Origin of the sequence: Paenibacillus selenitireducens, from assembly GCF_002021565.1 — a bacterium.
Lineage (GTDB): Bacteria > Bacillota > Bacilli > Paenibacillales > Paenibacillaceae > Paenibacillus_K > Paenibacillus_K selenitireducens.
On record NZ_MSZX01000009.1, the window covers coordinates 299771 to 320938 of the forward strand.

Sequence of the window (21168 nt, forward strand, 5' to 3'; positions counted from 1 at the left end):
ATGTGATGCAACTCCATTCTCATTTGAAGTGGTTTATTATTTCTTCAGCTGGGGATGGTATCACGGAATAATGAACAATTCGTTTATCATCCATGGAAGATAAAATCACCTTCATCCCATGCTCCACGTCGCTGACTGTCCCTGTAAACACGGCGAGGAATTTCCCGCCAATCGCCATGCCGAGGTTCATTCTTTTGACATGGATATCGCTTTGTTTCAAGGCGTTGTTTAATGCAAAAATACCAGAAGATACCGTAGATGTTTCCAGTATTCCAATTGCTTCTACAGGCTGTAAGGAATAGCGCTTTTTCAACGCATCAACGATCTCCGAATGAACACCATGCAGTACAAAATCACTGATTCTGAACTCGTTCGCTTCTGTCTTCACGAAGTCCATCGCTTCCTGAACGTCCGCGGTATTCCCGCTGATGATAATCAAAAACTTCCCTGGACAAATGGGCTTCAGATGATGCACCTGCACAGATGAGATTTTCAGCATACGATCGGCGGTTTCATATCCTTTGCTGATGCTCCGTAGTTCGACGACACCGATCGCGCTATTCATGATCGATCTCGAGCGAGTCAACGATGCCCACGATAACAGCGTCAACAGGCGCGTCTGCATTTGCTAGCGATATTCTTGCAGCGCTCCCCTTCGTGACGAGAACGGTGTCGCCAATCCCTGCTCCCGCATTATCCACGGCAACAAAGTATTCTCGTTGATTTTGGTTATCATATGAGAACGGTTTCACGACCAGAAAGGTAAGTCCGTTTAGCTTCTTGTCTTTACGGGTCGCCCATAAGCTACCCACAACTTCTCCTACGATCATAAGCTCACCTCATTATCTTCTGTGTACATGCATCTGCTGCATTCTTATATAATCCTGTGCAAGCGGAGTAATAATACTGTTCCGATTAACCACAATCTCTCTGATGTTGCGGAAGTGGTATTTTTTCATCTCGGCTTCCGTAATCACTTTCTGAGACAGAACTTCTAATCCAGCGGCAGCCGGTGTGGATTCCACATGAACATCTGCCGCCTCTTCCTTGTCCAGACAAGCTAGAAGTAGATCCATGGTTGAGACCAATCGAATGCCGAAGCTGCGGAGTTTGTCCACATATCCTTCATACTGCTTGTACAGCATGACAGGCGCTGTAGACTTATATTTCTTGAAGACCAAACCTTCCTCCAAAACGACAACCTTTTTACCTTTTAGAAGCATCGTCAAAAGGAAACGTTCCCGATGGCCCGCACTTATGCCGTTGGCCAGATTGGCTAACAGCTGAATGCATATCTTCGGAACAACAATGAGCTCGCAGTCTCTGATGCTCTCATCGTAATACTGCACGTCATAATGTTCGTTCAGGATATTCGCCAGTTCAGGCATGGGCTCCGCTGATAGAAGAATCGCTTGCTGTTTGACAGTGGGCGTCGTTTGAGCTGCCTGACGCTGCTGCAATCGCTTATAGATTTCCTCCGTCATCATCTGAATGAATGCTTCCTTATCTAGACCTTCCATGTTCATTTTTTCACACTCCTAGACCTAGATACTCTTTTTCAAAATTTTACCCTTCGTACCTTTCACAAATCCGCAAGCATTGGCTTCGTCATAATCGATATGCATATACGTTTCGTAGTTCGGGCTGACCCGTACCATTACGTCGTCAAAGATTAGCGACCGATTACTCATGACCTTGACTTGTACGATTTCGCCATTCACCAGACCATATTTCTCCGCGTCTTCTGTCTTCACGTGGATATGGCGTTGTGCCGCGATCAGACCTTGATCCAATCGAATCATATGGGAACCGGATGCGATCACGATACCTGGGGTTCCATCCACTTTCCCGCTTTCTCTCACCGGCACGGGTACACCTAGTACGACGGCATCCGAATGCGAAACTTCAACCTGCGATTCCTTGCGTTCCGGTCCGAGTATAACGACATTGTGCAATGAGCCTTTAGGGCCGATCAGCGTGACGCGCTCCTTACATGCGTATTGTCCTGGCTGGGATAGATCGCGTGCTTTCGTTAATTGGTACCCTGTTCCGAACAAGGCATCAATGGCTTCACGATTCAAGTGAACATGCTTGCCTGACGCTTCGATTTCAATGTACGTCTCTTCTTGCACGCGTTTTATCACTTCATTCACGATGTTTTCTAGTAGTTGATTATCCAATTTCTTCACCTCATGAGTTGTAGTGTCCTACACGAATTCGAAACATGATGATCCAGAATAACGATGAGAGACGGTTGAGCGTCTGGATGATATCTTCACGCTCCACGCTGCCATGTTCCTTTTTAAAGGCTTGGTAAGCTAATAATTCCGTTTCTCTCGTCGATGTGCGCAACGCATTTATGACAACAACCGCTTCGCCCATATCATAGCTGGGTTGAAAATGTTCCAATCCAAAATACTTCTTGGGAAAATGGGATTGTTCGCGCAATTCCTTAGGCGACATCCCTAGCAAATGAAAATCGTCTATGCTTTCACTGAGTACTTCACAGCGTACGATTTTCCGAACAAACAATAAGATCTCTTCCAAATCATCGACCAACTTGGCCATATTCAGCTTGGAGCAGCTAATCTGCGCCTCCAAAATTTTCGTTTCCAACGAATCCAACTTGCCACGAAAAATAATTCGTGGATGATCTTTAAAAACAAGCATGTTGCCATATAAATGGGTCATGTGCTCTGGCTTGTTCTCTAAAAAACCGCCGTACATCGTGCGATAACGTTTTTTTCCTTCTACGGGTTCCTGCTCACTGTCCAAATTTTTGGTAATTTGAAGCTTAACTTCCTTTTCAGGTGTCGGAGCATCAGGTGCTACCAGATAACGAAGCTCAATCTTATGATCGTTCAAGAAGCTTTTGGCCGACGGAGTCAGAATCACTCCTTTAGGAACTTCGTATACCTTTATATCTTTCAGTTCTTGATTTCTGAACTGTTTGCGTAATTCGTTTTCAGTGATTACAGCCATGTTTTCACATCCTTCTACCCTCGGGAATGATCCGAGCCTCTCTGCAACATGCACCTAATCGACGGACAGTGAGATGGATGCGGTACACGCCGCATCCATCTTGTCCTTAATCTCTGCCCTGAATGTTATTATTCAGCTGATTTTGTCTTAGGAAGAATTGCATCTACTTCTGAATGTGGTCTTGGGATCACATGCACAGATAGCAATTCACCCACGCGCTCTGCCGCTGCCGCACCTGCGTCTGTTGCCGCTTTTACAGCACCTACGTCGCCGCGAACCATAACTGTTACAAGACCAGCACCGATTTGCTCCTTGCCGATTAATGTAACGTTTGCTGCTTTCACCATTGCGTCTGCTGCTTCGATTGCTCCAACTAAACCTTTTGTTTCTACCATTCCTAATGCGTTTGCGTTTGCCATTGTAAAATTCCTCCTAGGTATATGTTAATTTTTGGGGGTAAACGTTTTTTACATTTCTGCTAAAATTCTTTTGACAATCATGTTGATCAATTGCTCTGCATTGGCAGGATCGATCACTTCTTCTTTTGTTTGCGGTGCTTGTTCTACTAAATCTTCCAGTTCCTTCAAGCCATAAGCCACTCTTCTGATATTCATCAAATTGAGCGGGCTAATGTTGTCGGATGTCGAGCTGCCACCTACTGCGCCACAACCAAGCGTCAATGCAGGAACCAGCGCAGTTGTTGCGCCGATGCCACCCAATGTGCCGGATGTGTTCACCAACAGACGGGATACCGGCTTCTTCAATGCGAACTGACGAACGATTTCTTCATTTTCAGAGTGAATGACCATGGTATGCCCTGCGCCTTCACCATTCAGAATCTCGATACACCGTTCACAAGCCGCTTCCCAGCTATCTTCGGTATAGAACGCTAAGATAGGGGCTAGTTTCTCACGAGAATAAGGTACGTTATGACCAACACGAGTCTCTTCGGCCAATAATACGCGCGTGCCCGCTGGAATTTGGAGATTAGCCAGCTTTGCAATGTGATCCACGCTTTTTCCCACAATTTGCGGATTCATCGTGCCGTTAGCCCGCATGATGAATTTGCCTAGTTGTGCAGCTTCTTCCGTAGACAAGAAATATCCGCCTTGTTTTTTGAACTCAGCAACGACCGCGTCCTTGCTGCACGCTTCTACGACAACCGATTGTTCTGAAGCGCAGATGGTGCCATTGTCGAATGTTTTGGAATCCATGATCCGTTTGACCGACAATGGAATATTAGCACTCTTCTCAATGAAGGCCGGACCATTACCGGGGCCTACACCAATTGCTGGTGTACCGGATGAATACGCAGCTTTAACCATTGCCGTTCCGCCAGTTGCTAGGATCAAAGCCACATCTTTATGCTTCATTAATTGGTCGGTTCCTTGAATGGTCGGAACGGTCATCACAGCAATAGCTCCATCCGGGCATCCTGCTTGTTTTGCTGCTTCATTGATGACCTTCACCGTCTCCAAGATGCTTTTCAAAGCATTCGGATGCGGGGAAAATACGATGCTGTTCCCTGTCTTGAGCGCAATCAACGTTTTATAGATAACGGTTGATGTCGGGTTCGTCGATGGAATCAATCCAGCAACGACACCGACTGGAACAGCTACTTCCATAATTTTGTTGACTTTGTCTTCCTTTAGGACGCCAACAGTTTTCATATCCTTCATTGATTCATATACTTGCTTTGAAGCAAATGCATTTTTGATGATTTTATCCTGCCAGCGACCAAATCCCGTTTCTTCATTGGCCATTTTCGCTAGCTTTTCGCGATGTTCGTAACCCGCATCGGCAATCGCTTTGACAATCTTATCGATTTGTTCCTGCGACATCTCTGCTAGTTTGGCTTGTGCCTCTTTTGCATTTTTAATCAGGTTACGGACTTCTTGAATGGATCTTAGGTCTTTATCCAATGCTTCCATCTATACTCCTTCTCTCCATTATGTTTTTACATACGTGCTTTTTTGGTATTCGAGGTGCGATTTGTTGGTTTGGCAACAGGTTTCCTGCTTTTCATGCCAGATGTTGCATTCGGCGATCCTGCCTGTTCCTGGGCCTGCTCCTTCGGCAAATCAAAGGCTATGATTTGACTGGTGCTTTTGTTAACGGCTTGCACAGGCATCTCGGATACGTCAGCCACAGGCTGATCGACGCTGATTTCTCCAACATCGGACTTCGCTGTATCTTTTTCTTTGCATACAGCGTCAGCTTTCTCTTCTACAGAATCAGCTTCCACTTCTATAGCATCGTCTTTCACATCAACGCTATCTGCATTCGCGCCATAGGAGTCTTTTGGTACCGCCACTTCTGCTGCTTCTGCTGTTTCTTCTGCGGTTTCTTCTGCTTCTGCTTCAACGTCATCGTTCATCGAATTGTTCACGATAGACGCCGTCTCCTCGTGCACTCTGGCAATCACGTGACGAGCCCACAGAACGTTCATCTGTGCTGCTGTTTCTGCACCCGCCTCCACAGCAGCCTGCACCGCGCCAACATCGCCTGTTATTTTGACGGTGACTAATCCGCCGTTAATGATTTCCAGGCCAACACATGTAACACTTGCCGTCTTCAAGGCAGCATCTGCTGCGGCAATTGCCCCCAGATACCCTTTAACTTCAACAAGGCCTAACGCTTTATTTTTCATAGCCATCTACCTTAATAACTCGTCGGGTTATCTGCGACGAATTGTACGGCATCGGCAAATGCATCACATGCAGCCTGGCAAGCAGACTGGCTGCCCGTCAATAAGGCGCCGGCAAAGTTCGTTTCAGATGGTGGGCCAAAGAACGCGGCAACGGTAACATCGGCAGCCTTTAATGCAGAATCCAGCGCATACATCGCTTCAAGTGGCGGGGCAATGAGATAGGCAAGCGCTTCTCCTTCTCTGATGCCTGCCGTCTGAGACAAATAACTGCCTGAACGAGAGACACAATGAGCAAAATAAGTGATGCTGTTATCTTCATTGGCACTTACAAAATGCGCTCCGTTCTCGATGTAATCCACAGCTGCATTTAGTCCGCTGCGTACATCCGCGGGGTTTGGCCCGGCCAAAATCCCGATAACTTCACCCGCCAATTTTGTGGAAGCATTGCCTGCTCCGGCATACATACTTCTTGCGTACACAACATCCACGTCAACCATTTTGGTAGCTTCGTCCAGAGCTGTATAGGTGACATCATCACAGTCAGCAGTAATGATTCCCAAGCTTTTATGGTGCGGTTTTAGATCCAGCTTCGCCGCCATATCCGGACTTACATTGGAAATGAGCTTTACGCCCAATACGTTTGCATGAATCGGTTCGTTTCTCATACGGGCCTCCTTGCGTTCCTATAGTTTCAAATCAATACCCGATGCTTTTCGGTCAATCATCGTCTTAATCAACTCAGCGATATGTGCTCCCGCTTCAACCGCTGGCGTTCCGCCGGAGTGAATGTTGGAAATAACCGTCCGTCTCGCTTCCGGCATCCCTACAGTAGGCTTGTAAGCGATATAAGCACTCATCGATTCAGCCGTGACAAGACCCGGCCGTTCTCCTACCAATAGACAGACAACATCTGCTTCTGTTGCTTCTCCGACCATATCCATGGAAGGAACGCGGCAATGCTTGACGAACAAAATATTTCCAACCTCAATGCCGTACATCTTAAGTCCTTGTGCAATGGCCGGCACGATATCGCGTAGATTGGCTTCAATGGCGGCGGAGCTTAATCCATCTCCGACCATGATCTGCACCTTAGCCTTATTGGTGGTATGCTTCTTCATATATTCGATCGTGTCAGAGGAGAATTGACGACCCAGGTCTGGGCGTGTAATGTATTCATCCTTGTCACGGCACATCGTCTCTACCGCCACCAAATTCATTTCTTTTACAAAATCCTCGGACACGTAAGAGAACACGGCATCCTGCGCAGCAGCATGGTCAGCACGGAAACGCAGTGACGTAAATGTTTTATAGCGCGGTCCTGCACGCCACACCCCAAGCCGAGCCGGTGTCTTTTCTTTCATTTTCAGATAACCTTCGCGATCCTCGGGATCCGGAACTAGCAACAGCTTGCGAAGATCAACCTCCGTAATGTCATCCAGACATTCGCCGCTATCCTCTACTACTTCTGGTTCCGTAGGCCGATTCGTCTGGGCAGGCTCGGTAAGAACCGACTCCGTTGCTTCCTCTGATTTGTTTCCTACCATCTCCATGAGAATGGATTCAATCATCGATTTCAGGTCTTTCTCTTCCATATGAGCTTCCTCCCTTCCTTACTTGAGAAACACAGATGCGTCTCCGGCTTTTTTAGTCAACTTGCCATTTTCAATGAATCCCATTTTCTCCATCCATTGTTCGAACTCCCGAATCGGACGAAGACCCAACAATTCACGCAGCGTTGCAGTCTCGTGATATCCAGTCGTTTGATAATTCAACATGACATCGTCGCCATGTGGAATACCCATGAAGAAGTTGCATCCTGCTGTGGACAGCAATACCGCCAGATTTTCCAGATCGTTCTGGTCAGCTTTCATATGATTGGTGTAACAAGCGTCGCATCCCATGGAAATGCCCGATAATTTACCCATGAAATGATCTTCCAATCCGGCACGAACCACTTGCTTCGCATCATACAGATACTCAGGACCGATGAAACCAACCACGGTATTCACGAGGAACGGGTTATATTTCTTAGCAAATCCGTAGCAACGTGCTTCCATCGTTACTTGGTCGATCCCGTGATGGGCTTCGGAAGACAATTCGGAGCCTTGACCCGTCTCGAAATACATGACATCAGGACCTGCTACCTGTCCGTATTGCAGCACGAGCTGCTGAGCTTCCGCGATCGTGGCAGCATTGAATCCAAAGGCTTCATTCCCCTTCTGTGAGCCTGCGATCGATTGGAAAATCAAGCCTGTTGGCGCTCCCCGCTTCACAGCTTCCATCTGTGTCGTGACATGCGCCAGGACACAAGTTTGTGTTGGAATCTCCCATTTTTGTCTGAACTCTTCGAACCGTTTCAGGACACGCGTGACACTTTCCACGGAATCATCCACCGGGTTGAGTCCGAGTACCGCATCCCCGATACCAAAGGTCAAGCCTTCCATCAGAGAAGCCATGATGCCATCAGGATCATCTGTCGGGTGATTCGGCTGTAGACGAGCCGATAATGTACCTCGTCGACCGATCGTCGTGTTGGCAGTTGCCGTAATACTGATCTTACTTGCCCCATACATCAGATCGAGATTGGACATAAGCTTGGCCACGGCCGCAACCATCTCGGCGGTAAGTCCACGGGACACGCGCTTGATGTCCGATTCGGTCGTGTTATCATCCAAAATCCACTCGCGCAACTCTTCAACAGTCCAGTTTTTGATCTCACTATAGATAAGTTCATTGACCTGATCTTGAATAATGCGAGTAACTTCATCCTGTTCATAAGGAACCGCTGGATTGTTGCGTAAATCTGACAGTTTAATCTGAGACAGGACCACCTTAGCGGCTACGCGCTCTTCAGACGATTCAGCTGCCAGTCCGGCAAGCTTGTCCCCCGATTTTTCTTCATTTGCTTTTGCCATGACTTCCATCAGCGTCTGAAATTGATAGGTTCGACCAAACAATTTGGTTTTTAAAATCACAAAAGCTCCTCCTTTCGAGCACCACTTTATTAGTTAAATACAAGCGTTTTAATGACGACGGGCAATACCTTACCGCCCGCGATCGGCTTGCCGATGTCAATATAGTCGCCGTTGTCTACGTGCACACTATCGATGCAGACAACATCTTTCTTATAGTCAAGCCGTGCATACAACGTCTGTCCTAGCACCTTGGCCATATCGTGACGAACGATCACGATGAGCGGATACTCTTTTTCAAGCAACTCTGCCATTCCTTTGTGTAGCCCATTGGCATACTTCTGCACCTCCTGGAAGCTGGGATTCTTTTTCCCTTCCAGTGCAATCGCCACTTTCTGCAAATCATTATTCAGCTTAAACCAGTTCAATTTGTCAGAAATAGCGCTTGCTAGCACCTCAGCGCTTCCCGATTCGTCCGCCATTGAGAGCTTCAGAATCGGAATATTCTTGATCGGAAAGCTCTTCTCCGTATAGGTTATCGTGCTCCCGCTGATCTCTGTCGTATGGGAACCGGCACCCACGACGGTAGCTCGAATCGTTTCCACCGCTGTTGCCACCGTCATGAGCTGCGTCATGGAAGACGAAGCAATGGCTCTTCCTAACAAAATCCCGATATCTCCAAACTGGAAAACATCGTCCACTGAATCTTGGTAAATGTAGTCAGCGACCCCTCCGGAGAAGGAAATGCACGGAATGGCGCGATCCAGCTTCAGCCCTTTGTTCGTGACGATGATGTCATAGAAGTCGCCTGGCGGTCGGAGTCCGACGCTCTCTTCGAGCAGCGCAACCATTTCCTGAAGGATAGGCTCAAGATCGGTCGGTGTTACCTTCTGCCCGAGTGTCAACGGAATATCTCTGCGCGCAATGAGCTGTTTGATTTTAGGTGCGATATAGGTAATCTCTCGTGTCACCTGATCTACCCTAATCAGACGACCTCCAATGTCGAGACATCCTGTATCCAGTAATTCGCCGCTAGAGAACAATGCCAAATTGCTCGTACCGCCTCCAATGTCGATGTTCACAATGGAAGTCGAATGTTCCTTGGAGTACGTATGGGCTCCGGCACCTTTGGCAGCAATGATGCTTTCCAGGTCTGGACCGGCTGTCGCAACCACAAAATCTCCGGCAAATCCGCTTAACGACAGCAGAACTTCATTGGCGTTATCTTTTCGAGCCGTCTCACCCGTAATAATAACGGCACCTGTTTGAATCTCTTCTTTGCGAATGCCGGCTTTGCGGTACTGCTCTTGCACGAATGTCTGGATTTCCCCAACATCAATCCGGTTATCCTCAAGTACGGGCGTGAAGCAAATATCACTTCGATAGACCACTTCTTTATCTGTTATGACGAGACGCGGCACCGAAAAAGAGGAAGCCATATTCTGAATATGCAACTTGGACAGCACGAGTTGGGTCGTAGATGTCCCCATATCGATGCCAACACTAAGTAGTTCTTCGTTCATTTCACACACCTCCACTCCATGAATACTTTCATGTAAACAAAAAGGCTTAAAGTTATGTAAACTCCCGATTTACAGGAATTTATAACCTTAAGCCTCATTGCTTACATGACTACTTCTTTGTAGCCCGATTATTTATTTTTTGAAGGTAAACGTAACGGTTGTCCCGCTCGGATTGGATGATATTGCAAGCTTCCCTTTGAGCTTGTCCTTCACATAGCTGCGAACTATAGATAATCCCAAGCTGTTGCGCGAACATTCTTCTACAGGAAACCCGATCCCGTCATCCGTCACTTCCACGGTAACCAATCCGCCTTCAAGAAGCGCATGTACCGTAATATTGCCGTCGGAGCAGTCACCGAAGGCATGCTCATAACAATTTTGCAAGAGTTCATTCACAATCAGCGCAATTGCTACCGTGCGATCGCTATCGAGATAAATGCTTTGTGCTGCTTTGATTTCTATATTAATACTTTTGCAATCGACAAAACATCGTTGAATATTAGAAGCAATCAATCGAATGACATCCAGTAAATCCACATGAGCTTCGATCTCCGTAGACAGCAACTCATGCGTAGCCGCGATGGCGAGCACCCGGCTCACGCTTTCGTTCAAGCATTTTTTGGCTTCCGGGCTTTCACTCTGCCTACCCTGGATACGAAGCAGCGACGCCACCGTCTGCAAATTATTTTTCACCCGGTGATGGATTTCGCGGATGGCCACCGACTTGGAGACAATTTCTGCTTCCTTGTCTTTGATTTCCGTCACATCATGCAAGATGACGCCTACGCGAAAATCCCGCTCCTGAATAAACAACCGTTTGACCTGATAATAGTAGCCGGCTACCTTCACATCTGTCCTCAAGGAACAGGAAGGGGACGTAGAGTACTCCTTGATCACGCCCGAGAAAGTCGTCTGATCCAGCGACAGGTTGTCATAGTGCAGCCCCTGAATATCTTCCAAATAACCAAGCTGCCTGTAATAAGCATCTGCCTTCTTGTTCTTCAGCCTTACGAATCCGTACTTGTCGAAGATAAGGACTGCATCCTCCAGCTGATTAATAATGGTATCATTGAATCGCAGCATAGCGGTCAACGTTGAAGATATCTCGCCATCTTCATATTCTGTGCTGGTCACATCGAAGTGAGCTTGAATATTGGCGCTTACATCTTTTTCATAGATGATTACCGCAATGATACCCTCTTGATTTTTGATCGGATACACGGTTTGTCGGACGAGATGGTTTTCTTGCGTTTTGGCGACAAGCCCCTGTGACATGATTCCCGTCTCCAGCGTTCTTAGCACGCCGGGTTCGTTCTCGCGCAGAGCCCGCTCTCCGCAGACCGACCGCCGATAAAGCGATTTGTCCGAGCTCGGACGGTAATGATACACCACGACAGCCTCATTAACCACACTGGATAGCACATCGATGAACACATCATCCTGGCCTTTAGACATTTCAAAGGATTCGGCAATTTCGGTCAGCCGCACGATATCCGCTTCAGCCAACGTCGTATGCTGTTTGCACAAACGTGCAATCTTGCCTTTGTAATTAATCATAGGACACGACGATTGTTGTTGCGATTTCCATCATCGGACACCGTCGATCCATACTAAGTTTGCGTAGGGTCTGATAGGCCTCCTCTTCGGTGCAGCCGTTTTCCTTCATCAAGATCCCTTTCGCTTTCTCAACCGCTTTTCGTTCTTCCATCTTTTGAGTCAGCTTCGAAAAGTTTTGTTCCAACTTACGTATTTCCTTGCCTTTGGCAATCGTTACTTCCACCATAGGTATCAACGATTTTTCGTCGAGCGGTTTCACCAGATAACCAATCGCACCAATAGAGGATGCTTTTTCAATCGTCTGTTTGTCACTGAAAGCGGTTAAAAGAATAACTCCGCCAGCCAGTTGCTCTGAAATGATTCGTTTACCCGCCTTCAACCCATCCAAGATAGGCATTTGAATATCCATGATAACCAAGTCAGGCAGGTGCTTCTTACATAACTCGATGGCCTCAAAACCATCTGAAGCTTCACCTACTACTTTGTAGTCCGCTTCTTCAAGCATCTCACGAATATCCATTCTTGTAATAGGTTCGTCATCGACTATTACAATTTTTCCATTCATGTGTCATGCACCTCATTGTCTGCGATTTTTGCATGTATCTTGTGAAAACTCTACCAAATCACGTATATCTAACCTTCCAAATAGCCCTGCAGCTCTGTTAGTCCTACATTTTCCATGGAAGAAACCTCAAAAATGCGTTCTACACCAGCTGCTTGTAAATACTCTCTCGCTCGCGTGATGTTTTCATCGACTTGGGCGAGTTCCACCTTGGTTACAATCCCAATGACTGGTTTGGCGAACATCGTCGCGAAAGCTGGAGGAAAATAACTTTCTTCCTTCGTGCAATCTTGCACAAGCCCGATCACATCTGCATCAACGCTCGTGACCATCAGCATCTTGTACAAATAACGGTTCTCGATGCATTCTCCCGGCGTATCAATGGCTTGATCGAAATTCTCGATGGCTTGCGTCTTTTTGTAGGCAATTTCCTGACCGTGCAACCTTTGGCACAACGTAGTCTTGCCTGAGCCGGTACTGCCGGCAAATATTATTTTTTTCATAGTATCTTTCCCCTATGTTCTCGTAATCTTCGCTGCCGAAAATCCGAGAATGTTCTGCAAGCCAAGCAGTACTTCGCTAATGGCGGATTCTACAGAAGATACATCCCCCGTAACGACAAGGGAGCCGCTGAAGCGATCTACAAAACCAATCTGTACACCCGCCGCTTTTGTCGCGATGTCTGCCCCAATAATGGAAGCTTCGCTTGGCGTAATGGTCATAATGCCAATAGCATCTTTTGCATCAGCGCCCAGTCCCAACTTCTTGTAAATATCCTGATTGGGGTTCGCAATAATGTGCGCTAGCGTTACCTGCTTCCCAGGTACATACTCTTGAATGACGCGTTGTTTTTCGTATTGTTGGTCCATAAAACATCATCCCATCTTATGAAAAAAACGTAAAATAGCTGAAAAAAAATATAAAGACCCCTTAAAAGTTCACGTGGAATTTTTAAGAAGCCTCTTCGCTTTAACTATTCATCAACACGCCGTTGTGTTAGCTTCATTATATTTATATCTACATGATTCGTCAATACAGTTAACCTAATTGAAACATTTTGTTCAATATTTCGATAACATCCGCTTCGGTTGGAACACGCGGATTGGTAGCGGTACAACCATCACGCAGCGCTCCCTCGGCAATTGCCGCTCTCATCTCTTCTAAGATGTTCTTATCTACGCCGCAGTCCCGCAGCGTTTCCGGCATGTTCAATTGTTTCTGAAGCTGCTTAATTGCCTGCACCAGGCTGCGTACACCACTCCGCGCATTTGAAGCCGGCAGACCTAGGATCTTCGCAATATCAGCATATCTTGCAGCCGTTGCATTATACTCCTCTTTACCATATCCCGGCTTATAATCCGCATTAAATTCGATCACATGCGGCAATAGCAGCGAGTTCATACGCCCATGGGCAATCTTAAATTTGGCTCCTGCCACATGCGCAATGCCATGGTTAAGCCCGAGCGAAGTGATGTTGAACGCCATTCCTGCCATGCACGAAGCATTATGCATTTTTTCGCGCGCTTCAAGATCGGCCCCGTTCTTATAGGCTCTTGGTAAATAAGCAAACACCAATTTTATCGCCTTCTCCGCCAAGGCATCGGAAATATCGTTCGCTTTGGTTGACACAAACGCTTCAATCGCATGCGTTAACACGTCCATCCCTGTATCGGCGGTAATGAAATCCGGAACACTCTTCACCAGTTCAGGATCTAGAATCGCTTCCTCCGGCAGCATATCATCGGATACAAGCGGATATTTGATGTTTTTCGCTTTGTCGCTGATGACCGAGAAAGACGTTACTTCAGAACCGGTCCCGCTGGTTGTTGGAATCGCTACGAACGGAATATCTTGCTGATTCAGGATTTTCTTCGCGAAAATCTTCATCGCCTTGGCCGCATCGATCGCGGAGCCTCCGCCGATAGCAATGATCAGGTCGGTCTGAAACGTTCCAAGCGCCTCGACACCTTCGGTTACAACTTCAACCGGAGGATCCGGTACGATGTTACTAAAAACGTACTGTTCATTGCTTTCATGCAGCCTTTCGAACAACAGATTGATCATCCCTGATTTCATCATGAACGGATCCGTAACGATGAAGATCCGCTTGTTTCGCCATTCTAGTAAGCGATCCAGTGCTCCTTGCCCCAAATAAATGTCGGTTTTAAAAGAAATTTTGTCCATGTATGGCACCTCCAAGTCGTAATTGGCAACAAAAAAAGAGACTTTTAAAAGAATAAATTCCTTTAAAAGCCTCTTTGCTTGTTATATGTACACGGCATTGTGTAACTTATTATTATTATGCAGTTGACTACCCTCACTGTACACCTTTATCCGGATACTCGTCAACTGTATTTTATATAGAGAAGATACACATCATTGTGTATCCTATTCTTCGGCATTGAAGAACTTTCCTGTTACCTCATGTACAACATTGTACTTGTTCGGCGCCATCGCCTGGTCCTTCCGACATTCGCCGGAATTACCTGATCACACAAAAAAAGCCTAGAAGGCGAGAATCGTCACACTAGACTTGTAAACCAGCCACTTTCGCCTCGAAATGGTTAGTTTTCTCAAAGTTTCTAGACAAACGACCTGACTTAAGACTGATCCTACAGTCTATTACAGTGGCGGGACCGCGTTGGATTTGCACCAAACTTCCATTGTCTAAAACTTTTGTATTGTCGTATGACTTGAATGATCATCATTCGAATTTATTATAGCATATTAAAATGGGATGGCAAGATTAAAATTCTTGTAAGGGTCTATCTGATACCACAGGCTTCTTCGATGATGTACGTACTCAAGTAATCTGTTCGCAGAGCTTCATCATCTTCAATCACCGAATCTATCACCAATGCAATTTGCTGGATCATTTTGCCCGCTTCAAATATACAATGATGATGGAAACATCGCTTATCTTTCAGCATTTTATCTATACAGCTAGGAATATTGGCAGCAACACCGAAGTTCTCTGGATGTAATATCCAACTTATCTCTTTCCAGTCCAGAATCCCTTCGTCCGTTTTTTTCGGCGTTTGATAGACTGCCTCTTCAGGTAACTCAGCTAAATATAAATACAACCCACCGCATTCATTCTTTTCCAAAATCGTCCACGTTAGCAGTCCCTTGAATTGTATGTTTGGGGAATCGATTTGTGTTTCCTCATAGATTTCACGCAATACAGATAACCTAGGATGTTCATTTTTCTCTAGTTTTCCACCTACTCCATTCCAACAGCCCATCCATGATGGAAACTCTCGATTGAGCAATAAAATTTTAGTCCCTTGCTTAATAAAGCATAAATTATATTTAATCATTTTTTGTCTCCTCTGTGTTCAATGAATGACCCTCATATGTGTTTTCGATACTGCTGGAAAAATCATTGCTTCGATATTCTCTCTTCACAGATAATTATCGCAAAAAGAAAACCACTCTCAAAGACATTTTATTTCCTGCCTATAGTCTAAAAAATCGATTAATAATTTGCATGCGTTTGTACAAGCCATTTGTTTAAATCGATTTTGATCATTTATCGTATTTGTATTTGCTTTATCTGATACGGATTTTAGACCCATAAAATCTATTTGGTTCAGGTAACAAACATGAGCGAAGGCTGCCATTTCTTGATCTACTGCAATTGCTGCAAAGTCTGCCATCAGCTTGTAACTTAACTCATCATCGCGTATTCGTTGATCACCAGATACAAATGTTCCAAAATATACTCGATTAGTCATCGTTTTTGTAAATTCTTTAAACGTAGAAATGATCTCTTTCGTTGAATATATCATGCTGCTTCTTCCCAGGTAGGCATCAAGCGGGTCATTGGAGATCCCGGCGTCTGTTACATCATGTTGTATGGATTTATCTGCAACAATAATATCTCCACCGCTAACAACTTCTGATAGCCCTCCGCAAATTCCCGTCATATATATTTCGTCTGGATTATAATTTGTTATCAAAAGCTGCGTACAACTTGCCGTCTTCACCTTTCCAACGCCAGATACGACCGAAATTATCTGTAAATTTGCGAATTGATGCGTATGAAATGTCCAAGCAGCAATTGACTCCGTTTTAATGGGTTTGTATTGATTTAACAAATATTCAAGTTCCGGCTCCCACGCTGCGATTATACCAATTTTCTTCATATAGACTCCTTTATTTACGATTTACCCGGATTTCCGAAAACGTTTCTGTGCTACCCACCTTCATTTTTACAAACGTACTTATCTATATTTCGGTTGACCTATCCATACTTCTGTACTATACCTCACGGTGATGACGCCATTCGTCTCCAGCTGATGAAATCGCTGCGCATGTGCTTTCTGAAATGCTTCGAACCAATCTTCACTTTCATCTGGTGATTCCATACCGGAGATCACTGCTCCCCAATATTCATCCCATGTCTCGATATGCTCTTGTTTAAACAGATATCTACTTGGTGTTGAATCTCCATAGAAATATTGGACTGGCTCTTGATGCCTCGTCGCATTTAATCGTTTATTGTATTGATCCATGTTACATACACGCATTGTGTCCCGCAAAAAATTACTGTTATCATCATAGGAGAAGATAGCTAACATTCCAGTCGGTTTAAGTATTCTTTTAAATTCTTTCATTGTATCTTCTGGTTTAAATCGATGATATGCATTAGCGGCAACAATTAAATCTATCGACTGGTCAAGAAGCCTTGTGTCCTCAGCTACTCCAGCTATGTATTCGATATCTTGTCTCTCCCCAATTAATTCATGAGAGATCTTACGCATTTCAAATTCGGGTTCTATAGCAAACACTTTCTCTACATTGCCAACAAAATGCTGCGTGAGAAGTCCCGTTCCTGCACCAATATCTGCGACTACACCATGACTTACATCCGCTTTTTCAATGACAAATGTACTGGCTTCTACTGAATAAGGCAGTCGATACTTGGCATATTGTAGGGCTTTATTGCGTGTCATTTGATTCATAAGTAGGCTCCTTTGCATGGGACTAATACTCTCCAGGTCACGGACAAGATCGCCTTCATGGAGTCGCTTTTATAGTAAGTTTTCATTTAAGTGAACACTGCTCTTCAATATGCTTTTTACTCTGCGAGTTGAGCTATCCGTTTTAGGTAGGTAGCCATTTCTATGTAGTATTATCCAACGCAGACAAGCTATTGCCTCAAATAATTCTAGCTCTTCTTTTGTATATACATTTTCAGATAGATATGCAGAACGATAAATGGAACCCTGTTTTTCCCCAACATAAATCCGAATTAAAACAATCGACCAAGCTATATCATACCTCGGATCACCAAGTTGTCCGTTCGTCCAATCTATGATTGTGTACTTCCCCTCTGCCTCCAATATATTACCCAAATTAAAATCACCATGAATAATACATTCTTGCTTCATAACCGTACTTTCAACAAGCTGAACAAGCAGATTCTTAATGTCTAGATGTTCTTCAATTCCAGGATAAAAATAGCGAATAAAATCATGTTTTGGAAGCGCTCCATTCAAATCTTCTAAAGAAACTTTATGTATATTCATTAATATTTTTGCAAGTTGCGTAAGCTTGGACGAGTTCAATTTATGAATAGGTGTTCCATCAAAACTGGTTAATAACACCTGATTATTGTTCTTATCCACACCCCATCCAAAAGGCTGTGAAACGGATAACCCTTGGTCATATAGAACTTCTAACAACTTATACTGCAGCTTAACATCCGGCTTTGAAGTCTTATTCCAAACCTTTAATACAAAGCTTGTTTCATCAGTGCAAATTTTTGTCACTTCTGCTTCAAGGCCAGAATCCAAGGGGATGTAGGTTAAGGAAGAACTACCTTGTTCAATCAGGGAATCAATTTCGTCGCATTTTGCCAACCAGTTAATCTCTCTCATCGGATCCGTCATAGCTTCTCTTCCTTTCGCGAGGATTTCTTATTTATCTACATGATGAATTTGATGGTACGTTTTTAGACTGATCGGAATATGTCCAACTGCCAATATTAAACTACTGAGAAATAATATAGAGGAGTGTAAAATCACCGCAGCACATAAAAAATATAGAATCGGGCTAATCGCCAAGGGGACTGGAATTCCGAACATGGGTGCAAAGAGCAATTGATAATCTCTATTTCTTTTAAAATATCGTAACCATCCAGAATAATACAACAGCAGAAAAACTACCATTCCACTGAAAGATATCCATTCATGTTGTTTATCGAGGTGCATTCTTGTGAAAATAGGGAGTACCATCACACCCACTCTCCCCATCCCTTCAGCTGCATGGTAGATGAATTTACTTTTATTGAGGACATGGATCGGGACATTCCTAGGCGGCAACACAAAGAATAATAGATTGGGCAAAAAAACGGCAATAGGGATAATTAAGCTCATAAAATGAAACAATTCAGTTACCCCCTAGCGATTATCGCATCAAATAATTACAATATTCTATGAAGTACTCTACTTCTTTAAGTAATTCTCAAAATTTTTAATATTCTTTTCTTTGTTGTGTCGATTCTTTTAACCAGTCATTTAAACCATTTGTATTTACAAATACTTCGTTACCTATCTTAATTATTGGAAACATCATTCCTGTAAAAGAACCCGTTGCTTTTAACATGGATTCTTCAGTAGAAATAATAGTTTTAACCTGTGATTCAGTTATGTTTAAGTATTCAGCTGTTTCTTGAATAGTCATTAAAGGTTTATCGTGATTTACAATTTCGTGGGAATTACTTATTTTCTCCTTTTGAAGATCGCTATTAATTAAGAGGCAACCTATAATAATTGCAATTCCTAAAATTATGGAACTAATAATATTGCTGTAATTCAATGGTTTCAAAGGATTAGCCTCCAATTATTTAGATCTTGTCGTATTCAGATAACGTAAAGCATTCACGAATTCGAGGGGGAATTCCCTAAAATGAGTTGTCCGGGATCAGCAATATATCCATATATGAAATATGAGTCATTGTCTAATCTGTAAGGAATTCTAAGATCTCTTAATATGGAGAGGAATTCTTTAGATATATCAATTACTTCAGGTTTTAGCAGCTTTCCCTGATGCCTTAAATATCTTGGTCTGACTCTTATCCACTCAACAGCGTAAAAAGGTATAAGTCCCTCTATCCAATCACCATGATACCAAACGTCATTCTCAAAATGTTCAGGTGAGGGTACCTCATTCAATACATACTTTGCCTGATATGGAGGAGGAAAAGACAATGTATTTAATACAGCGCTCTGAAGCCGTTCCCACTTCGTATTATTCATGATTGAACTTAATTGCTTCTCAGTAACTACATCGATGACTCTTTTTTTGTGCTCATCCGTTATGCTCATTCTTTCACCTTACTCTAAGACTTTTTTCAGATAATATCGTTTATGATTTTTGGGGCAATCATCCAGTACACCATAGATCTCATAGCCATGCTTCAAATAGAAATCTAATGCTTGAAAATCAAATGTCTCTAAATGAATTAATTCTACTTCATATTTCCTAGCAATCGTTTCCACATCGGTTAATAGCTGTGATCCTAATCCACTCTTTCTGAATTCTTGCTTCACCCACAGGGCGTCAATGAATAAACATTTCCATGCGTAATCAAAACAATTGATTCCAGCGATTATATTCCCATCTTCATCTTTAATATGCTTATTAATTTCAGCAAATGGAACTTTGGGTTTAAAAGATACGTTTGATTCGTTATATTCAACAATCTTCTCTTCAATAAAGTCAATCTCTGTTTTAGTGCTGCTAACGATAGAATATGAACTCATATGAATCACCTATTTTCCTTTCTGTTGTTTTTCTAAGAATTTAAGATAACGTTAATCAATTTGCGAATCTTCATTTACTTTAGAGCATTAGCGACGCCGCTCCTCGTAGAGTTGTCTGCCCGATTCCACTTCCTAGAAATACATAGATCTGACTGAGGAGATTAGATCGAAACATGAATATCGTGTTGCCAGGTGTCATTTAAGTTCCAAGAATTAGCTATATATCATTTTAAGGTCTATCTACTGGATATCCGTATTGTTCTCTATATTGTTTTCTTTCTTCCGTAAAATCCCACCATTGTTTATTACTATCACGATTACTTGCATAATGTACGACTAATCTAAATTGATCTTCCACACACGGGTCAATCCTGATTCCATGTAATTGTTCAAGTTCTTCAATTAGAAACGCCCCGTCTTTTCCAACTAAATCATCTAAGGCGTAAAAACCTAATTGCATTAGATCCTGTGCAAACTTTGGGCCAATAGACGGTATACTCTGAAATTCTGTTAACGCTTTTAGATCCCTTGCTCTATGAACTGAAATACTTAATAACGAGCTCAACTGATGTATTGAATATTCTTTTATCTCACTCGTTTTTATTTTGCATTTTCTTAAAGCCGATCTCTCAGATATAGTCAAATCTAGTTTTGGTGTTTTATTATTTTTCATTGAAATGAACCACCTTATTTACGAAAATGGTGTTATCGGATATCGTCGCTTCGTTAGACTATTTAATATGTTTTTCTAATAATCATACGACTTTGTTCATCAAGATTCTTTTTTTCTATGATTTCTAAAATACCTTCAGGGTATAATGGTTTCGATGCTAATTCATCTATTGATTTCCATATTAATTGAATTCCTTCATGTTCTTTATGCCATTTAAAATCTAGCATATCCTTATCATCCTGTAATCTGCACCAATGGAGTAATGTACAATCATGTCTTTGTTTTCCGTCATACTCAACAACACTTTCATTAACTGACTACAGCTAAAGTTTCAACTATAATAGATAAATCAAACTCTTCAATAAGTTCCCTAGATATTGCTTCACCTGCTGTCTCTCCGAATTTCACGGCTCCACCTGGAAATCTATAAAACGACTCTTCTCTGTCACATTGTACTAAAAATCTTCTGAAATCTTTATCATATATGATTCCTTCTGCTCTCAATAATGGCTTTGTCATCATTGCTCCTTTTATGTT

The 21168-nt window shown here is 43.6% G+C and carries 28 protein-coding genes and 1 riboswitch; all 28 genes read right to left on the minus strand.

Features of this window, described 5'->3' with window-relative positions:
- Window positions 1–19 precede the first annotated feature (19 nt).
- The 28 genes from BVG16_RS22345 to BVG16_RS34070 all read right to left on the minus strand — a co-directional run bounded on the left by BVG16_RS22345 (window position 20) and on the right by BVG16_RS34070 (window position 21153).
- Entirely contained in the window at window positions 20–565 is a 546-nt protein-coding gene (locus BVG16_RS22345) for a BMC domain-containing protein (RefSeq protein ID WP_078501402.1), read from the minus strand.
- Window positions 558–830 (minus strand): EutN/CcmL family microcompartment protein, encoded by a 273-nt coding sequence (locus BVG16_RS22350; RefSeq protein ID WP_078501403.1) that lies wholly within the window; start codon window positions 828–830, stop codon window positions 558–560. Before BVG16_RS22350 ends, BVG16_RS22345 begins: the two co-directional genes overlap by 8 nt.
- A 12-nt stretch (window positions 831–842) precedes the next feature.
- Complete coding sequence (locus BVG16_RS22355; protein WP_078501404.1) at window positions 843–1526, minus strand: ethanolamine utilization protein; 684 nt, start codon at window positions 1524–1526, stop codon at window positions 843–845.
- An 18-nt stretch (window positions 1527–1544) separates the two neighbouring features.
- Window positions 1545–2180 (minus strand): ethanolamine utilization phosphate acetyltransferase EutD, encoded by a 636-nt coding sequence (gene eutD, locus BVG16_RS22360; protein WP_078501405.1) that lies wholly within the window; start codon window positions 2178–2180, stop codon window positions 1545–1547.
- Window positions 2181–2190: 10 nt separating this feature from the next.
- Window positions 2191–2982, minus strand: coding sequence for a cobalamin adenosyltransferase (locus BVG16_RS22365; RefSeq protein WP_078501406.1), 792 nt, complete (start codon window positions 2980–2982; stop codon window positions 2191–2193).
- A 128-nt stretch (window positions 2983–3110) separates the two neighbouring features.
- Window positions 3111–3401 carry a BMC domain-containing protein gene (locus BVG16_RS22370; protein ID WP_078501407.1) on the minus strand — a complete coding sequence of 97 codons (291 nt, stop codon included), beginning with the start codon at window positions 3399–3401 and terminating at the stop codon, window positions 3111–3113.
- 48 nt (window positions 3402–3449) lie between these two features.
- Entirely contained in the window at window positions 3450–4913 is a 1464-nt protein-coding gene (locus BVG16_RS22375) for an acetaldehyde dehydrogenase (acetylating) (protein ID WP_078501408.1), read from the minus strand.
- 26 nt (window positions 4914–4939) lie between these two features.
- The gene (locus BVG16_RS33770) at window positions 4940–5632 is read right to left on the minus strand and encodes a BMC domain-containing protein (RefSeq protein ID WP_078501409.1); all 693 of its coding nucleotides are present in this window, start codon (window positions 5630–5632) and stop codon (window positions 4940–4942) included.
- A gap of 11 nt (window positions 5633–5643) precedes the next feature.
- On the minus strand, window positions 5644–6297 hold the full coding sequence (gene eutL / locus BVG16_RS22385) for an ethanolamine utilization microcompartment protein EutL (RefSeq protein ID WP_078501410.1): 654 nt from the start codon (window positions 6295–6297) through the stop codon (window positions 5644–5646).
- Between the two features lie 18 nt (window positions 6298–6315).
- Window positions 6316–7224 carry an ethanolamine ammonia-lyase subunit EutC gene (gene eutC, locus BVG16_RS22390; RefSeq protein ID WP_078501411.1) on the minus strand — a complete coding sequence of 303 codons (909 nt, stop codon included), beginning with the start codon at window positions 7222–7224 and terminating at the stop codon, window positions 6316–6318.
- 18 nt (window positions 7225–7242) lie between these two features.
- On the minus strand, window positions 7243–8607 hold the full coding sequence (locus BVG16_RS22395) for an ethanolamine ammonia-lyase subunit EutB (protein ID WP_078501412.1): 1365 nt from the start codon (window positions 8605–8607) through the stop codon (window positions 7243–7245).
- 29 nt (window positions 8608–8636) lie between these two features.
- On the minus strand, window positions 8637–10067 hold the full coding sequence (eutA, locus tag BVG16_RS22400; protein ID WP_078501413.1) for an ethanolamine ammonia-lyase reactivating factor EutA: 1431 nt from the start codon (window positions 10065–10067) through the stop codon (window positions 8637–8639).
- Between the two features lie 132 nt (window positions 10068–10199).
- Complete coding sequence (locus BVG16_RS22405) at window positions 10200–11624, minus strand: sensor histidine kinase (RefSeq protein WP_078501414.1); 1425 nt, start codon at window positions 11622–11624, stop codon at window positions 10200–10202.
- The gene (locus tag BVG16_RS22410; RefSeq protein ID WP_078501415.1) at window positions 11617–12189 is read right to left on the minus strand and encodes an ANTAR domain-containing response regulator; all 573 of its coding nucleotides are present in this window, start codon (window positions 12187–12189) and stop codon (window positions 11617–11619) included. Before BVG16_RS22410 ends, BVG16_RS22405 begins: the two co-directional genes overlap by 8 nt.
- A 68-nt stretch (window positions 12190–12257) precedes the next feature.
- Entirely contained in the window at window positions 12258–12689 is a 432-nt protein-coding gene (locus BVG16_RS22415; RefSeq protein ID WP_078501416.1) for a EutP/PduV family microcompartment system protein, read from the minus strand.
- Between the two features lie 12 nt (window positions 12690–12701).
- Window positions 12702–13055, minus strand: a complete 354-nt coding sequence (gene eutS, locus BVG16_RS22420; protein ID WP_078501417.1) for an ethanolamine utilization microcompartment protein EutS — start codon at window positions 13053–13055, stop codon at window positions 12702–12704.
- Window positions 13056–13224: 169 nt separating this feature from the next.
- Window positions 13225–14370, minus strand: a complete 1146-nt coding sequence (locus BVG16_RS22425) for a 1-propanol dehydrogenase PduQ (RefSeq protein WP_078501418.1) — start codon at window positions 14368–14370, stop codon at window positions 13225–13227.
- Between the two features lie 350 nt (window positions 14371–14720).
- Window positions 14721–14874: riboswitch (adenosylcobalamin (AdoCbl) riboswitch) on the minus strand.
- A gap of 77 nt (window positions 14875–14951) precedes the next feature.
- Entirely contained in the window at window positions 14952–15506 is a 555-nt protein-coding gene (locus BVG16_RS22430) for an NUDIX hydrolase (RefSeq protein ID WP_078501419.1), read from the minus strand.
- A 117-nt stretch (window positions 15507–15623) separates the two neighbouring features.
- Window positions 15624–16334, minus strand: a complete 711-nt coding sequence (gene mtnN, locus BVG16_RS22435) for a 5'-methylthioadenosine/S-adenosylhomocysteine nucleosidase (protein WP_078501420.1) — start codon at window positions 16332–16334, stop codon at window positions 15624–15626.
- Window positions 16335–16412: 78 nt separating this feature from the next.
- A complete protein-coding gene (locus BVG16_RS22440; RefSeq protein WP_158081756.1) occupies window positions 16413–17153 on the minus strand; it encodes a class I SAM-dependent methyltransferase in 741 nt (246 codons plus the stop codon).
- A 69-nt stretch (window positions 17154–17222) separates the two neighbouring features.
- The gene (locus BVG16_RS22445; protein WP_078501422.1) at window positions 17223–18083 is read right to left on the minus strand and encodes an aminoglycoside phosphotransferase family protein; all 861 of its coding nucleotides are present in this window, start codon (window positions 18081–18083) and stop codon (window positions 17223–17225) included.
- Window positions 18084–18110: 27 nt separating this feature from the next.
- Entirely contained in the window at window positions 18111–18581 is a 471-nt protein-coding gene (locus BVG16_RS22450) for a hypothetical protein (RefSeq protein WP_078501423.1), read from the minus strand.
- Window positions 18582–18666: 85 nt separating this feature from the next.
- Window positions 18667–19020, minus strand: a complete 354-nt coding sequence (locus BVG16_RS22455; protein ID WP_078501424.1) for a DNA-binding protein — start codon at window positions 19018–19020, stop codon at window positions 18667–18669.
- Between the two features lie 53 nt (window positions 19021–19073).
- Entirely contained in the window at window positions 19074–19520 is a 447-nt protein-coding gene (locus tag BVG16_RS22460; protein ID WP_078501425.1) for a DUF6678 family protein, read from the minus strand.
- 9 nt (window positions 19521–19529) lie between these two features.
- A complete protein-coding gene (locus BVG16_RS22465) occupies window positions 19530–19958 on the minus strand; it encodes a GNAT family N-acetyltransferase (protein ID WP_078501426.1) in 429 nt (142 codons plus the stop codon).
- Window positions 19959–20187: 229 nt separating this feature from the next.
- Window positions 20188–20631, minus strand: coding sequence for a helix-hairpin-helix domain-containing protein (locus tag BVG16_RS22470; RefSeq protein ID WP_078501427.1), 444 nt, complete (start codon window positions 20629–20631; stop codon window positions 20188–20190).
- 62 nt (window positions 20632–20693) lie between these two features.
- On the minus strand, window positions 20694–20858 hold the full coding sequence (locus BVG16_RS34065; RefSeq protein WP_408635365.1) for a hypothetical protein: 165 nt from the start codon (window positions 20856–20858) through the stop codon (window positions 20694–20696).
- 82 nt (window positions 20859–20940) lie between these two features.
- Window positions 20941–21153 (minus strand): NUDIX domain-containing protein, encoded by a 213-nt coding sequence (locus tag BVG16_RS34070; protein ID WP_408635366.1) that lies wholly within the window; start codon window positions 21151–21153, stop codon window positions 20941–20943.
- Window positions 21154–21168: the final 15 nt, after the last annotated feature.